This window comes from Desulfoluna spongiiphila (assembly GCF_900101345.1).
Lineage (GTDB): Bacteria > Desulfobacterota > Desulfobacteria > Desulfobacterales > Desulfolunaceae > Desulfoluna > Desulfoluna spongiiphila.
This window is the reverse complement of record NZ_FMUX01000003.1, coordinates 215,640-231,719: the sequence shown is the minus strand read 5'-3', so window position 1 is coordinate 231,719 and position 16,080 is coordinate 215,640. Positions and strand designations below refer to the sequence as shown.

At 60.0% G+C, this 16,080-nt stretch carries 8 protein-coding genes; 4 read left to right on the top strand and 4 right to left on the bottom strand.

Annotation, left to right across the window (positions count from 1 at the left end; all coding sequences use genetic code 11):
- Positions 1-246 precede the first annotated feature (246 nt).
- Complete coding sequence (locus BLQ12_RS06250; RefSeq protein ID WP_217640247.1) at positions 247-825, top strand: MerR family transcriptional regulator; 579 nt, start codon at positions 247-249, stop codon at positions 823-825.
- Positions 822-1,727, top strand: coding sequence for a patatin-like phospholipase family protein (locus BLQ12_RS06245; RefSeq protein WP_092209367.1), 906 nt, complete (start codon positions 822-824; stop codon positions 1,725-1,727). Before BLQ12_RS06250 ends, BLQ12_RS06245 begins: the two co-directional genes overlap by 4 nt.
- A gap of 217 nt (positions 1,728-1,944) precedes the next feature.
- On the opposite strand, the gene BLQ12_RS06240 is transcribed toward BLQ12_RS06245, so the two are convergent.
- The 3 genes from BLQ12_RS06240 to BLQ12_RS06230 form a co-directional block, all read right to left on the bottom strand.
- Positions 1,945-2,622 (bottom strand): lysophospholipid acyltransferase family protein, encoded by a 678-nt coding sequence (locus BLQ12_RS06240; protein WP_092209365.1) that lies wholly within the window; start codon positions 2,620-2,622, stop codon positions 1,945-1,947.
- 235 nt (positions 2,623-2,857) lie between these two features.
- Complete coding sequence (locus tag BLQ12_RS06235; protein WP_092209363.1) at positions 2,858-3,607, bottom strand: sulfite exporter TauE/SafE family protein; 750 nt, start codon at positions 3,605-3,607, stop codon at positions 2,858-2,860.
- Between the two features lie 18 nt (positions 3,608-3,625).
- The gene (locus BLQ12_RS06230; RefSeq protein WP_092209361.1) at positions 3,626-4,000 is read right to left on the bottom strand and encodes a rhodanese-like domain-containing protein; all 375 of its coding nucleotides are present in this window, start codon (positions 3,998-4,000) and stop codon (positions 3,626-3,628) included.
- A 441-nt stretch (positions 4,001-4,441) separates the two neighbouring features.
- Here BLQ12_RS06230 and BLQ12_RS06225 point away from each other — a divergent pair, with 441 nt between their 5' ends.
- A complete protein-coding gene (locus BLQ12_RS06225) occupies positions 4,442-9,307 on the top strand; it encodes an alpha-2-macroglobulin family protein (RefSeq protein WP_092209359.1) in 4,866 nt (1,621 codons plus the stop codon).
- 330 nt (positions 9,308-9,637) lie between these two features.
- The gene (pbpC, locus tag BLQ12_RS06215; protein WP_092209355.1) at positions 9,638-11,989 is read left to right on the top strand and encodes a penicillin-binding protein 1C; all 2,352 of its coding nucleotides are present in this window, start codon (positions 9,638-9,640) and stop codon (positions 11,987-11,989) included.
- 650 nt (positions 11,990-12,639) lie between these two features.
- Here the strand turns inward: pbpC and BLQ12_RS06210 are convergent.
- Positions 12,640-15,966 carry an AfsR/SARP family transcriptional regulator gene (locus tag BLQ12_RS06210; RefSeq protein WP_092209353.1) on the bottom strand — a complete coding sequence of 1,109 codons (3,327 nt, stop codon included), beginning with the start codon at positions 15,964-15,966 and terminating at the stop codon, positions 12,640-12,642.
- Positions 15,967-16,080: the final 114 nt, after the last annotated feature.

The following is a 16,080-nucleotide window of genomic DNA, read 5'->3' as shown; positions in this document are numbered from 1 at the left end:
CGGCGGCCAGGGGATGATCCCCTGGACCCCAGGTTGCGAATGGGCTTCATTCGTGGCTCTGCCGGGGGCCAAATGTCCAAACAATTGATAAACATGTTTTGAGAATCGATTCGGTTCAATCTGAATCAAAGGCGAATGTGCTTTTCCCTGAGGCACGAAGGGGAAAGCGCATTCGCAACCTGCTTTCAAGGTGGCCCACCTTGCCGCCGGAGGCATTTTTTGTTTTTTAAAATCCGGGGAGGTCCCGTGAGAACCTATACCATTTCGCAGCTGGCCCGGGCCTTCGGGTTGTCCCGGAGCACCCTGCTGTACTACGACCGCATCGGGTTGCTGCGGGCGCCTGAGCGCACCTCGTCCGGTTACCGGGTCTACACCGGGGTCGAGTACGACCGCCTGGCACGGATCTCCATGTTCCGGGGAGCGGGCATGGCCCTTGCCGATGTGCAGGCGCTCCTGGACAGCGGAGAGGCTCCCGGCGTGAAGATCCTTGAGCGTCATTTAAAAGAGCTGGAGGCCGAGATCCTTTCGCTTCGGCAACGGCAGCACACCATCATCGGGATACTGAAGACCATGCCCGGGGGCGCTCCGGCGCCTGTGGTGGACAAAAAGATGTGGGTGACCATGCTGGAGGCTGCCGGCATGGACGAGGCGGCCATGGCCGTCTGGCATGCCGAGTTCGAAGAGCGCGCCCCGGAGTCCCATTTTGAGTTTCTTCTCTCCCTGGGCATCTCCCGGGAGGAGGCGGAAAAGATACAGGCGTGGTCGCACGAGAACTGTAAAAAGGGCATACAGGCCCGTGGGCCGGAAGGGGAAGACAGGGCATGAACAAACAGAGCGACAACGGAAAAGATGGAAAAACGGTCTCCCTTGTTCTGGGGAGCGGAGGGGCCCGGGGCCTTGCGCACATCGGCGTCATCCACTGGCTGGAAGAACACGGTTTTCACATCGCGTCCATCTCCGGGTGTTCCGTGGGGGCCATGGTGGGGGGCATTTATGCGGCAGGTCACCTGGACGAGTTTGAGGCCTGGGTGCGATCCATTACGCGCATGGACCTGGTGGCGCTCATGGACCTCTCCTGGGGCAAGAGCGGCCTGGTGAAGGGCGACAAGGTGATCAGCACCCTGGTGGGGCTGGTGGGCGATCAGTGCATCGAAGACCTGCCCATTCCCTTTACGGCGGTGGCCACGGACATGTTGAATGAGAAGGAGGTCTGGCTGACCTCCGGGAGTCTCTTTGACGCCATCCGCGCCTCGTGCTCCATCCCCTTTTTTCTGACGCCCGTCCGCCTGAACGGGGTGGAACTCATCGATGGCGGGGTCCTGAACCCCGTGCCCATTGCCCCCACCTTCGGGGACTCCACCGAGATGACCCTGGCGGTGAACCTGGGGGGCCCGGCAGAGGAGCCCCTGGGACCTGAGGTGGAGCACCCTGAGCCGGTGGAAGCCTCGTCGACGATGCGTCGCAAGATCAATCGCTTTATCCACCGGTTCAAAAACAATGGGAAAGAGGCCCCCGGCAGGGACTGGGGCGTTTACGGCATTGCCCATCAGGCCTTTGACGCCATGCAGGGCACCATCGCACGGCAAAAGCTTGCCGCCTATCCGCCCGACAGGCTCGTGGTGATTCCGAAAAACGCCTGCGGCACCCTGGAGGTGTACCGGGCGGCGGAGATGATTGAGCTGGGGTACCGGCGTGCCGAGAGGTGCTTCAGTGAGCTGCTGGCGTAATGCTTGCGTGGGTATCCGGGGAGACGCAAAAAAAAAGGGTAACTATTCAGCTTGCCTCCGGCGGGTCGCTTTTTTGAAAAAAAGCTCCGCAAAAAACGTTTCTAATGTGAAAAAGTGGAAATTATTTCGGCGGAGCCTGGAAAGGCTTGCTTAAGACCTGTTTGTCAAACTTTTTAAACGTTTGGCCCCCGGCAGGGCCGCCGGAGGCGTTTTCCCATCAGGCCGCCAGGCATTCCCGCTTCAGGCGTTCGTTGTCTGAGAACATGACGTCTTCAAGGGCCAGTCGGTGGTCTTCAAAGGCGCTTTCGCTGTCTGTTTCGGGAAAGGTCAGTTCCTCTCCGAACCGCAGGATGACTTTGGAAAAGGGTTTGGGGAGCAGGAACTTGTCCCAGCTGTTTGCATACCAGGCGCGATTGGCCTGGATGTAGAAGGGGACAATGACCGTCTCTTCCCCATGGGCAAGGCGGATGGCCCCGGGTTTGACTTTCCCGAAGGGGCCCCGGGGGCCGTCGATGATGTGGGCGGCGAGTCTGTGGGTGCCCAGGTGGTCGATCATTCCTTTCAGGGCGTCTCCTCCCCCCTTTGATGACGATCCCCGTACCGTGGTCCAGCCGGTTCGGTTGGCCACCGCCGCGATAAGCTCCCCGTCTTTGCTCTGGCTGATCATCAGCCCGGGGCAGTAATCCCTGTACTTTTGAAAATACCGGATGGCAGCGAAAAACTGCTGGTGGTGGACGCACAGGAGGATGCGCTTGTCATTTTTGAGGTAGGCATTGAGCCATGCCTCTTCGTTCTGGACTTCAAGCCTGAAACTCAATGAATACATCCGGATGAATTTGTAGAGCAGCCATTGGGTAAACCTGGACGAGAGCATCCTGTTGATCTTGATCGCCATGATCACCTCGAAAGTTGGGGCGGTTGCATCACCGGCTCTGCCTGGGCTCTCTTTATTAAAATAAAGAGGACGGCGCAGGGCAGGCGAGGGGAGGTGTGTCTCTGCCTGAGACCCCAAAGGGTATTACAAAGGAAATGAACACACGGGAATACAACAAGATCTATCCCAAGTCGGGGGTGAAAGCAAACATCATCTTCAGGGTAAAAGGCCATGGGGTGACATGGCCCCATGGTGATTACATGAGTTTCATGGAGAGTCTGACAGCCAGGAGGAGCAGGACAACCCCCAGGCATTTTTTTACCGAAGAGGCCTTCATGTTTCGCTGCATCACACGGGTTCCCAGGTATCCGCCGGCCCAGGCGGCAAGGCCCGCACAGGCCAGGATGCGCAGGGAGACCGACCCCATGGCCGCATAGGCAAGAAAGGCGGAAAATGAGGAAAAGGGAACGGCAAAGGCCGTCACCGCTGCGATTCGTTTTGGGTTGAACCCCTGGGCCATCATCAGGGGCGAGATGAGCCCTCCGCCCCCCACCCCCAGAAGCCCGGAGAAAAAACCGGCAAGGGCACCCACCAGAAGGGGGCCGGCCACCGGTCGGTCCTCCCGATACTGGTCCGCATATTTAGACCCTTTGAAAAAGAGCATCATGGACCCGGAAAAGGCGAGGAACCCCACAAAGACCATGAGGACGATGCGGGTGGGGATGCGGTGGCTGACCCAGGCCCCCAAAGGGGCCAGGAGAACGGATGCCGCGATGATGGGAACCCCCAGCCTGATGTCCAGGCGCTTTTCCCGAACGTTGGAGACCGTTGCCCCGAGCATACTCACGGTGTTTACAAAAAGGGCCGTGGGCCGTGCCTGGGCAAAAGGGATGCCCAGCCAGGTCAGGGTGGGTATGAGGACCAGGGCTGAGCCGACGCCCCCCAAGGCAAATAGGAAGCTCAGGCCGAAGGAGATGACGCTGACGACGAGTGTGAGGTGATCCATGATGCGAATCCCTGTCCCTTACATTTTGGCCAGGGGGCCGGGTTTGAAAATCTTGACCAGTTCCTCCATGGACGCGGTCAGGCCCTTGACCTCGTCGAACCCATTGGCCATCAGGTAGGTATAGGCCACGGCGCCGCGAAAGACCGATGAGCAAAAGGCGACGATGCACTTGTCCCGTGGCAGCTCGTCCAGGCGGTGGGGCAGCTCATGCAAGGGGATGTGAACGGCAAAGGGGAAGGCGGTGTAGGCGATTTCCTGATCCGTGCGGATGTCCAGGAAGACGAAGTGATCGTTGCCGAGGACTTTTCGGACACCGTCCACGCTCATGGCGTGGTCCCCTGCCCCCAGAAAATCAAAATCCATATCGGCGATAACCTGATCCAGTGCGTTCATTTTGTTGCTCCTTATGTTTGATGCGTCGGTGTGCGGGTGTTGATATATCTTTATATCCCCATATTGCCAAGTAGAAATATACTCCGATTGTTCCGCGTGTCAACTCCGGAGAGGTGTCGCCCATGGGGCTCGCGTGTCTGAAGGCCCCATGCGGCGGAAGGGTTTCGGGACCATGGCGATGGCCAGAACCACGGACCGTGGGGGTGTCCTGGCTTTTGGCGAAACCTCTGGTTGGTACAAATAGAGTAAAAGGGGAACCGTTCGAATTACCTCGTGATTCAAATGTAGAAAAATGATTGACAAGGTGATCAAGGGGTGGTTATTTTGCGCTGATATATCTGGACTGAATTTTAGTTAACTGTAAGAAAAAGCGCGACATGAGGTGAACTTACCGTGAGAAGGTATTTTTTACACAGGAGCGGTCCCATACTCCGAGCAACAATGACCCTGGTGATCAGCCTCATGCTGCTGGTCCATACCGCCTCTGCCTTTGATCTAGAGAAGGCAAAAAAAGATTACAAAGGTGCCGGTTTCAGCGTGGCATCCATCAAAGAGGTGCTTTATGAAAACGCACCGGCCATTACCGTCAGCTTCACGGCGCCTGTGGACCGGGATCGCCTGGAAGATACCCAGGTCACCCTGGAAGGCGGCAGCTCCGACCACTGGGTGGTGAGCGACGATCACACCAAAGTGATCTTTCCCTTTGTGACGCCGCAGACCAAGTACACCGTGCGTGTCTCCAACACCGTTAAAGATATCAACGGTCAGAACCTCGGGTTTCCCGAGAGCAAGAAGGTCACCACCAAGGCCCTGAGCCCTGCGGTGAACTTTACCTCAAGCGCCCATATCATCAGCAGCTCCAGCCCCAGGCACCTGCCGGTCACCACCTTGAACGTGGATGAAGTGACCATCGATTTTTTCCGCATCAACGGCAAGAGTCTTCCGAAGATGATGGAGGAACTTGGTCAAAACGGCATGGACGGCTATTATCGGCTCAACAAACTCAAGCAGTACGGAGCCCATGTGCATACCGGCCGGTTTGCCTTGAACCCCAGAAAGAACCAGCGCACCGACTACAACATCGATCTGAGCGGCATTGAGGGGCTGAACGCTCCCGGGGCCTATGTGGCCGTCATGTACCAGCCCGGTCAGTACCAGTACGAGTACGAGCACGCCTTTTTCATGCAGACCGACATCGGTCTGCATATCCGCAGGTACGGGAAGCAGTTTGCCGTCTATGCCCAGGATATTGCCACGGGCAAGCCCATGGCAAAGGTCCGGATGGAGGTCACCGACAAGGAAGGCAAGGTCCTCGACTCAGGAGAGTCCGATGAGCTCGGGCGGATTTCGTTTCGCATCAAGTCAGGCCAGCACCATCTTATCGCCACCTCAGGGAACCAGTTTTCGGTTCTTCGCCTCAACCGCAATGCCCTGGACCTCTCGGGCCTTAAAAATGCGGTGACCGTCCACAGCGAATACCAGATTTACCCCTGGGGCCCCCGGGACCTCTACCGACCCGGAGAAAAAATTGAAGTCAACATGCTGGTGCGGGACTTCGACGGCAAGCTTCCGGACGGGCTGCCCCTGGGCTATGCCTTCTACAAGCCCGACGGCAGCCGGGTCACCTCCGGCCAGATCCAGCCCCAGGAGACCGGCTTCTACCGTTTTGCTTACCAGACATCGGATTCAAGCCAGACCGGAACCTACACGCTCAAGCTGACCTATGCCGGGGCCAATGCTTGCCGGTACAAGGTCAAGGTGGAGGAGTTCCTTCCCGAGCGCCTGGACCTCACCCTGTTTGACGGACCGCAGGAGGGCAAGAGGACCCTGATTTCTCCCAAGAACTTCACCGTACCGGTGTCGTCCCAGTATCTTTACGGCGCCCCTGCCTCGGGGAACAAGGTGGACGGTTTTGTGACGGCGAATGTGGACCGTCACCCCTTTGAGAACCTGCCCACCTATTTTTTCGGTGACAAAAAAGAGAGGCTGACGGCAACGCGCCGTGCCTTCAAGACGATTACCCTGGACAAGGAAGGCAAGGGCACCCTGGCCATGCCCAACGCGTGGACCGGCACGAAATCTCCGGTGCGACTCCGCGTGAACGCCAGTGTGTACGAAACCGGCGGGCGCCCCGTTACCCGGTCTACCCGTCTGACCCTGCTGAACGGAGAACGCTTTGTGGGGATCGAGCCCCAGTTCAAGGGCAATCCGGACTCCAGCACCACCGTGGATATCAAGGTGGGATCAGCCGACCAAAAGGGCCAGTGGCAGGCCGCCAAGGACCTGCAGCTCTCCCTGATCCGCCAGGACCGAAACTGGTACTGGCGTCACTCCAACAGCCGTGGCTGGCACTGGGACTGGGACGAGAGCCCGGTGACGGTGTTCACCAAGTCCCTTTCCACCCGCAAGGGGGAGACCACCACCGTGAGCCTGCCCCTGAGCTGGGGCCGCTATCGGGTGGAGGTGTCCGACGGCACAACCCGCACCACCTTTGGGTTCAAAACCTCCTGGTCCTGGTGGGGCAACGCCGATACGGGCAGCTCCCAGAAACCGGACCAGGTGAGCCTGGGCTTCGGTAATGTCTCCTACGCCCCCGGAGACACGGCGGAGCTGCGGGTCACCCCGCCCCAGGACGGCATGGCCCTGGTGACCGTGGAGAGTTCTGAAAAGGCTCTGTATACCGCCTACGTCCCTGTGAAATCAGAAGGCACGGTGGTGCCCATCCCCACGGATGCCTCCTGGAACCGCCACGATCTCTACGCTTCGGTGATGGTTATCCGTCCGGGGGACATGAAGACCACCCCCGTGCCCTCCCGTGCCTTCGGCATGGTCCACCTGCCCCTAAAGCGCAAGGGGACCCATCTGGATGTCGCCATTGACGCGCCGCAGCGCACCCAGCCCAACAAGACCGTGAAGGCCTCCATTGCCGTTACAGCAGGGGGTGATCCCCTGCCGGCCAACACCCGCGTGGTGGTGGCCCTGGTGGACGTGGGGATCCTGAACATCACCCGTTACGCCACCCCGGATGCGGAAGGCTACTTTTTCGGCGCCCGACGCTACGTTGTGGACCTTTTCGACAACTACGGCGAGATCATCGACAACTTAGGTCCCGTGACGGCCCGTCAGCGGTTCGGCGGCGGCTTTGCCGAGTCCGATGCCGAGCTCTCCCGCGGCGGGAACAAGCCCAAATCCGACGTACGCATGGTCTCGTTCTTTTCCGAGCCCCTGGCCGTGGACGACACCGGCCATGTTACCGCCGAGTTTGATCTGCCCGATTTCAACGGTCAGCTTCGCTGGATGGTCCTGGCCTATGCCGATGAGCAGTTCGGCAAGGCGGAGACGGACACCACCGTGGCCGACAAGATCGTCACCCAGGTGGCCATGCCCCGGTTCCTCGCCATGGGGGACGCCTCCACCCTGGCCCTTGACCTGCGCAACATGAGCGGCGAGCCCCAGGAACTCTCCGTTGCCATGACCATCAGCGGGGCCTTTGCACCGGCCACCGAGACCCTCACCGTCTCCCTGGCGGACAAGGAGAAGACCACCCTTCGCTTTCCCCTCACGGCGGAAAAGAGCACCGGCCAGGGCGTGGTCTCCATGCACCTCACCGGATCCGGCGGTGACTCCCGGGAGGCCATTGATATTGCCCGCACCTGGCGGCTGGGCGTTCGCTCGCCTTATCCTTCGGTCTCCAGGAAAGTCGTGGCCACCATCGAGCCCGACACCCAGTGGGCCCCGGCTCTTAAAACAGACGACCTGGTGCCCGCTTCCGTGCGGTTCCAGATGAACCTGTCCGATCGTCCCCCCATCGATTTTGCGGGGCATTTTGAGTACCTGCTCCACTACCCGTACGGTTGCCTGGAGCAGTCCATCAGCTCCGGGTACCCCTGGGTCCTGGCCACCCCCGAGGGCCTGGCCGAAATGGGGCTGGCCAACCGGGTGGAGGCGCAGTTCAAGCGTCCCTATGATGAAGCGTTCCGAAGGGCCCAGGTGGAAAAGGCCGTGACCCGGGTGCTGGACTGCCAGAAGTCCAACGGGAGCTTCGGCCTGTGGTCTTCGGACAGCCACGAAGACGAGTGGCTGACGGTCTACGCCACCGAGTTTTTGCATGATGCCAAAAAGATGGGGATCCCTGTGGGGTCCAAGGCCCTTCAGAAAGCCGACAAAAGGCTGCGAACCTATTTGAAAGGCAACAACGGCTCCGGCAGCAGGCACTGGAGCGAAGACCCCGACCACTATCGGTTTGCCTACCGAAGCTACGCCGGGTACATCCTTGCCCGTAGCGGGGCGGCTCGCCTGAGCGACCTGCGCCGCCTCTATTCCCACTACGATGGAAAGACCAGTGACGACGGACTCAGCTGGATGTATCTGTCCACCGCCTTTAAATTTACCGGGGATGAACGGCACGGGGAGGCTGCCCATGAAAAGGCCCTGGCCGAGCGTGAACGTTCCGGGTCCAGGTATTACGGTGATTACGGCTCGCCCGTGAGAGATTTGAGCCGGATGACCGAGCTCTCCATGGCCTACGGTTTTGACGGCCTCGGCGATCTGGTGGAGGGCTTGTCCGACGCCGTCAGGGACCGCAGGTGGCTCAGTACCCAGGAGCGTGTCTGCCTGTTTCGCACCGCCACCAAGGTGCTTTCCGGCAATGGTGCCGGTAACGGAAACAACTGGCATGCCGTGCTCATGGGCAAAAACGGCAACCAGACCCTTTCCCGCAGCAGGGATTTTTCCTCCCTGTTTGACCTGGCTCAGTACCAGGGGCTTACGGCCATCAAGGCCGGTAAAAAGACCCTCTACGCCAACATCAGCCTCACCGGCGAGCGGAAAAACGCCCCGGAGTCGGTCTCAAACGAGATGACCATTACCCGGGACTTCTATAACGTGGACGGTGCGGAGATCTCGCCCACCACCCTGAAGTCCGGTTCCCTGATGGTGGTGAAGCTGAGTGTCTCTGCCACCCGACGCACCCCGGACGGGCTGGTGGTGGACCTTCTCCCCGCAGGGGTGGAGATCGAGAACCAGAACCTGGGGCTCTCAAGCATCCGCCTGGATGAAATCCGCATCGAGGGCAAGCCCGTCGGCGAGCTGTGGAGCAAAAGCGCCGTGACCCACGAAGAGTTCCGGGACGACCGCTACGTGGCCGCCGTCTCCGTGGGCGAAGACCGCACCATCACCCTGTTTTATCTGGTGCGCGCCGTCACCCCCGGTGTCTACCGCATGCCCGGCAGCTACGCCGAAGACATGTACCGGCCCTATCGCCATGCCATTGGCGGGACCTTTGAGACCCTGACCGTGACGGAGTAATTTAGCTTCTGTCCCATGAAAAGGGTGCGCAAGTGCACCCTTTTCATGGGAAACGTTTTTTGCGGAGCTTTTTTTCAAAAAAGCGACCCGCCGGAGGCAGCCCGGTTGAAAATGCGTCCGGCGGCCCTGCCAGGGGCCAACCTTTTGAAACGTATGATAAACAGATTTTACCTGGGTATTGCGGAAGCCTTCGCGAATCATCTTACCCCGAGGAACGAGGGGTGAGATGATTCGTATCCTGGGGTCCAGGGGATCATCCCCTGGCCGCCGGAGGCATGCTTTTCCTGCCCACTTTAACCATTTTCATCATAGAAGGCTTGATTGAAACACATGCTTTTCAACCGCAGCGCGGTTGCGCAGAGGATAAAGGCCCTGGGGGCGAGGTTTCCCAAGGCCTTTTTCATTTTGGGCCTTTTTATGGCCTCTTTCTTGTCAGCGGCGCTGGTGCTGGACCACCTCTACCCGGTGGACCTGGCACCCCGAACCCGGACCTGCGTGGTCCTGGCCGGGGACGGCACGCCCTTGCGTGCATTTGCGGACCCAAACGGGGTGTGGCGCTATCCTGTGACCCCGGAGCAGGTCTCCCCTTTGTATGTGGAGGCCCTTCTGGGGTACGAGGACAGGTGGTTTTATGCCCATCCCGGCATCAACCCCGTTGCCATGGTGCGGGCAGCGTGGCAGTGGGCGGCAAGCGGTCGCATTGTCTCCGGGGGCTCCACCCTGACCATGCAGGTGGCCCGTCTCCGCCGACCGGTGCCCAGGACCCTTGTCGGTAAATGCCTCCAGATGGCAACCGCCCTGCAGCTGGAGTGGCACTTTACCAAACCTGAGATTCTCACCTATTATTTGAATCACGCCCCCTTCGGCGGAACCTTTGAAGGGGTGCAGGCGGCCAGCCATGCCTACCTCGGTCACGGGGCGGACGATCTTACCCGGGCCGAGGCCGCCCTTCTGGCGGTGATGCCCCAGGCTCCCAGCCGGTTTCGTCCGGACCGGTATCCCGAGGCCGCGGAAAAGGCCAGGAACAAGTGCCTGGATCGGCTCCGGGGCTTTGGGACCTGGAGCCCCCTGGAGGTGGCCGAGGCCAAGGAGGAGAAGGTCGTGCCCTGGCCCGTGGAGGCCAGCATGGCGGCCCCGCTTCTGGCCCGTCGTCTTCATGCCCGCGCTTCAGGCGGCACGGCGCGGGTGGAGACCCTCATCGATTTTTCGTTGCAGGAGGCCATGGAGCAATTGGTGAGGGATTACGCGGCCGGGCTGCCCCCCCATGTGTCGGTGGCGGTCCTTGCCATGGAAAACGCCACCGGGGCGGTGAAGGCCTATGTGGGATCTTCGGATTTTTTCAACGAGGAGCGGTTCGGTCACGTGGACATGGTGCGGGCCCTTCGGTCCCCGGGCTCCACGGTAAAGCCCTTTGTCTTCGGCATGGCCCTGGATCAGGGGCTGATCTGTTCCCAGAGCCTGCTCATGGATGTCCCCATTCATTTCGGCGATTACCAGCCGGTGAACTTTCACCGCAGTTTCAGCGGACCGGTGAGCAGCGCATCGGCCCTTTTCCACTCCCTGAACCTTCCTGCCGTGCAGCTCATGGATCATGTGGGGCCGCGGTTTTTTTACGCGGGGATGGTCAACAGCGGGTTTCACATCAAGCTGCCGGCAGGTGCCGTGCCCAACCTCTCCATGGCCTTGGGGGGCTTTGCCACGAGTCTGGAGGACCTGGTGCTGGCCTTTTCAAGCCTTGGCCGTGGGGGCAAAACCATCAAGCCCCGCCTGGTCCGAGGCGCTCCCGTGGAGGAGGCCGAGCTTCTCTCCGAAGGGGCCGCTTGGATTATCCAGGATATGCTGATTCCGCCGCGGGCGCGTCAGATTCGGGACACTGGGGCTCTGTTTGCCGTGAAGACCGGTACCAGCTACGGGTTCCGGGATGCCTGGTCCCTGGGTGTGGACCGGGACTACACCGTGGGGGTCTGGGTGGGGCGTCCCGACGGCGCTCCGGTGCCGGGTCATTACGGTGCCCAGACCGCCACCCCGTTGCTGAAACTCGCCTTTCAGCTCCTGCCCCGGCACACCGGCCTGGTATCGCGCCCGGATTCTGTCACCGAAGCCGCCATCTGCTGGCCCGAGGGAAAGGCCGTCGCTTCGGGTGAGAGCTGCGACCAGCCACGCACCGCCTGGCTCCTGGACAGGACCGCCCCGCCCACCCTCACCGCCACCCGGGAGACCCCCGGGCCTGCCGTGACCACCCTGGAACTTCCCGTCACCCCGGACGGGCGGTATCGCATCCCCGCCGGTTGCGTCTCCGGCGAGCCTGTCGTGCGGAAACGGTTCACCCTCTGGCCCGTGGCCCTGGAGAGCTGGCTGGAGCCGTCCAGGCGGCGAAGCGGGATCATTCCTCCCCGGCTGCCCGCATGTGCCGGTATAACAGACAGCGTTATTGACGAGCCTGTTCGCATCAAGGGCATTGAAGACGGGGAAATCATCATGAGAAAAGACACCGAGAGGGGCTACCCCTCCTTTGACCTGAGGGTGGAAGGGGGCAACGGGCCCTGGTACTGGTTTGAAAACTCCGTACCGGCAGGGCAGGGGGCCACATGGTCCTTTCGGCCGACCCATGGCGGTCGGTACCAGGTCCTTGTGGTGGATCAGAGCGGTGCCGTGGACCAGATAGCCGTGGAGGTGTATTGACACCATCGGTGTTCCTTGTCTGCCGGTGCCGCCCCCGCGCATGTCGCGGTCGGGACAATAAAAAAGACCCCATCCTTCATTGCTGAAAGATGGGGCCTTTATGTCTAGGGCTGAAAAAGCCTGAACCGGTACGGTGCGGCGAAGGAGAACTCTCCCCCCCGGATGAGTTCTCACAAGGCCATATCGACAGATTCGATGCTTGCCCTATACACCTGTATCAGGACTCCTGCACCACAGGAACCGTGACAGGCAACAAGGCAGGCTGTCTTCCGGGCGCGATGCGTCAGCGTATGGAAAGCTGGAACGCTCCGGCCGACAGCAGGTCCTCTGGTGTTGCATCGGATCCATGCGTGAGCCCCTGAGTTGGGTACGTCGTTTTATACTGAAAATTACCTGGGATGCTTCTATCAAGGGAGAAGAAAAACAAGACCGCTGTCTGCTGAGGGCCGCCGTGTATGTACGATACAGCCCAATGCGTGTTCAATGTTTTTTTGATAGTTCCCTTGTTTTGCTTGAGGCTGAGTAAAACCTCTGTGGTCACCAAACCAAGGCAACCATATAAAAAGAGGAGTTACATTTCGGTTACGAATCCGGGGGTTGTGCCGTTGTGGTGTGAAAGTGGTAGTGGTATGTGTCTGTATATCAAGTGTTTATGGATGCGTTTTATGTGCGGGTAAATCTGTTGACATGCCATTCTCATGGTCCCACAGCCTGTCGAGTTCCTCATTTACCTCCTCTTCGGTGTATCCGGTCCGGATAAGGGCGTCCCGGTAAGCAAGGGTGAGATCGCGGATTTTACCCGTGTTTCCGGCGGCAGTGTGGAGATCGAACAGGTTTTTCAACATGTCGGCGGTGCCGGCACCTCGGGAGACCGATCGCTCAATAAGCTCCAGGTCTTCACGGGACGGATCGCCGTGTGTGGCGATGAGGGCGCTCCAGCTGGTTGCGGCGTTGCTCAGTGTGTTCAAGAAAAAGCGGTCGTTGAACTCCCCGGCGGCATCGTCGTAGGCGATGCTCTGAAGAAAGGGGCCTTTCCAGAGGGAGAGGGCGTACCGGAAGGAGTTGCAAGCCTGCCAGTGTTGATGGTTCCGGCATTGAGCGGTCCCCCGTGAGGCGGCATCCAGAAAGTCATGGGCGTCAATGCGGCAGTGGGCCAGGAAGAGCTGCCTGTTTTTATGCTGGAGGTAGTCCTGAAAATCAAAGTCGGGGTGGCGGGCCGGGTGAGAGATTTTTTTCCTGAGCCTGAAGAGCATGACTTTCAGGGCTTTCAGTGCTTTTTCCTCGTCGGAGTCCGGCCATATCATATGAAACATGGCGTGGATCCCGATGCTGCGCGAGGGGGAGCAGATGATGGCGGCGAGAAGACGCTGCTCGTTGTGGCTCAGCCGGGTGCCGTCCAGGAGTTCATGGCCTTCCACGTACAGGCCAAAGCGCCCCAGGGTGGTGATCTCAAGCAGGGGCAGGATCCTGCTTTGCGCGTCAAAGGAGATGTTTAACCGGTCCTCGGCCAGGGCCAGTGCAACATCGGGCATGATGCCCCTGGCATGGGCGAATTGCAGCACGGGGAGCATGACCCGGGGCGTCCAGGTATCAAAGTGCACGTACCGCTCTTTTTCCATGAGGGAGAGCAGGTTTCGGGTGTCCTCAAAGGCCTCCGTGGTCCGTTGACGCTTGAGGTTCAGGAGGGCGCGGTGGGCAAGGGCGCCGCATCGGATGAACCGCTCTCCCGAGCCCCTGCTTTTTTCGATGGCCCGGCCCAGGAAGGCTTCGGCCTCTTCCGGCCTGTCGAGCTGAACGTACATGGCCCCCAACACCATGGCCTGGAGGGTGACAAAGTAAGGGACCGTGGCCTGATCCCGAAGGGCAAGGGAGACCGAGGCTGCCTGCAACGCTTTTTCCGGTTCGTTTTTTAATCCGTAGATGTAGGCCTGGTAATGGCGGAGCTGGCTCTGTAAATGGGCGTTGTGTGGGGCTTTGTCCGAGGCAAGGGCGTTATCGATGAGCTGCAGGGCCTGGTCCGGGTCACCCGTCGCAAGGGCCTGGCAGGTCTCCCAGAGGGGCGAGATGCCCTGGAACACCGTGTGCCGAAGCAGGTCATGGCGCGTCTGGCGGTGGAGGATGGGCTTCAAGTGGTTGTAGTTGAAAAAATCGCCTGTGATTTCAAGCTGGTTGAGCTGGGCCAGCCCGGCACGCAGCCTGGCGGATGCCTTTGTCCCCGGGTGGGAGAGATGAACGAACTGCGCGTCGAGTTCTTCTGCGGACTTGAAGAATCTGCCTCGTCCCATGCGGTTGAAGCAGGACGCCGTGTACGCCTCCACAAGAAGGGTCTGCATGCCATGCTCACGGGCCGTTGCCTTGGCAAGGGAGGCGCAGGCCTCCGAGGCGTTGGTGTCTCCGGAAAAAAAGAGGTGGCAGGTCCCTAAGGCCGTGGCGGCCCGTGTCAGGCAGAAGGGGGAGAGGCTGGGGCGAAGGCGGTTGAACAGCTCCGTGGCCCTGTCAAAAAGGGGGATTGCCACGCTGATATGGGCGTCCATGAGGATGTGGCTGATGCAGATCTCTGTGGTGGCCAGGAATTCCCCGGAAAGATTCTCCCCGGTAACAAAGAGGGTGCGGGAGAGGTGGAGGAACCCCAAAGCAGAGGCCGGGTCCGCTTCAAGGGCCAGGAGTCCTGAAAAATAGAGAGTCCAGCCCCTGGTTTCGGACTCGCAGCCGGGGATCCGTCGCAGGAGATCGTAGACCGCATGGGGCTCTTCTGTCCGGTAGATAGAGACCCCGTGTCGTTCCAGAAGGGCTTCAACGGCATCGGCGTTTTGGGTTTGGACATAGCAGGAGAGGGCGTTGAGGAAGGCATGGGACTTTTCGTACCATTTTCCCGCCATGTCCAGAAATTGGGCAATCTCATGGGGCGGGCACTGCTCCCTGCATTTTGTCCCCAGAAAATCCCTGAAGAGGGGGTGAAAGGCGTAGGTGTCGTCGTTGGCTTCTCCCCGGGAGAGAAAAAAGTGGTTGCGGCACAGGTAAGCCAGGGTCTCGCACAGGCTTTTTTCATCTTCTGCCTGCCGGGCAAGGGGCAGAGGGATCTCCTCCAACAGGGCCAGTTTGAGCAGGGCGTTCGAGACATGGGCTGCCATGGCCGGGTAGACCTCTTCGTCAAAATAGCACACATCGAGCGTCGCGTTTCCGTCTAAGGGAACGGACCTGGCGCTGGTCATTCCAAGGCACCTGGATTTAATCCCCATGATCCAGCCGCAGGTGTCCCGATGGAGGCGGTGGAGCTGCTCGCGGGAGAGCGGGATCTCCAGGCATCGGTGCACAAACTCCCGGGTCTCTTCCCGGCTGAAGGCCAGGGTCCGGCTGTCCAGGTACACGCACTGGCCGGACTGGAACAGGGCCCGGACTTGTCGTGGGATGCGGCGCCTTGAGATGAGAATAAAGTAGAGACCTTGGTTGGGTTGCGACAAAAAGCCCGTGAGGAATTTGAGTGCGGCCGGTGAATTTTCAATGTGATGCAGGTCGTCAAAGACAATAAACAGGTCGGTCTTAAGGGCTTTTTTGAGATCGGCACGGAGGACCTTCGCGATTTTTCCCATGCCCTGGTAGGAGATGTCGCCCCTGGCGAGCCTGGTGGCCACCAGGCGGGAGGCAAAGGGCTTGATCGAGCTTTTCAGAAGGCTGTAAAGCCTTGCGATGAGGTGGGCGGCATCGGTGTCCCCGGGTTCAAGGCAGCACCAGAGGCCCCGGGTGGTTACATGGTCCAGGTATTGCCGGGCAAAGGTGGTTTTCCCCTGGCCGGCCTGGGCTTCCATGAGCAGGGACCGTTTTTTGCCAAAGGCGCGCTGAGAGATGGCTTGCAGCACCGAGGTGCGGAGGCAGTGGCGATCCCCTGGCGTTTCAGCATCGGGGGCGTGACCGGGTGTCGGGACCCGAGCGATGTCCCGGCGGGCAAGGGGCTCGGAAGGGGTGCAGTATGCAGGCATGGATGTCGGCCGTTTTGTTTAGTGATGCGTATGTAAATCCTTTGGTACGAAAGGTTCCGCAGGTTCCAGTTCTGTCGCTGCTCCGATGGCCCCCGGCAGGAACGCCGGAGGCTC

Excerpts from the sequence above, each read along its gene's own strand:
- BLQ12_RS06210 (WP_092209353.1), bottom strand. The coding sequence starts at position 15,966 with ATGCCTGCATACTGCACCCCTTCCGAGCCCCTTGCCCGCCGGGACATC.
- BLQ12_RS06245 (WP_092209367.1), top strand. The coding sequence starts at position 822 with ATGAACAAACAGAGCGACAACGGAAAAGATGGAAAAACGGTCTCCCTT.
- BLQ12_RS06225 (WP_092209359.1), top strand. The coding sequence starts at position 4,442 with ATGACCCTGGTGATCAGCCTCATGCTGCTGGTCCATACCGCCTCTGCC.
- pbpC (WP_092209355.1), top strand. The coding sequence starts at position 9,638 with ATGCTTTTCAACCGCAGCGCGGTTGCGCAGAGGATAAAGGCCCTGGGG.
- BLQ12_RS06240 (WP_092209365.1), bottom strand. The coding sequence starts at position 2,622 with ATGGCGATCAAGATCAACAGGATGCTCTCGTCCAGGTTTACCCAATGG.
- BLQ12_RS06230 (WP_092209361.1), bottom strand. The coding sequence starts at position 4,000 with ATGAACGCACTGGATCAGGTTATCGCCGATATGGATTTTGATTTTCTG.
- BLQ12_RS06235 (WP_092209363.1), bottom strand. The coding sequence starts at position 3,607 with ATGGATCACCTCACACTCGTCGTCAGCGTCATCTCCTTCGGCCTGAGC.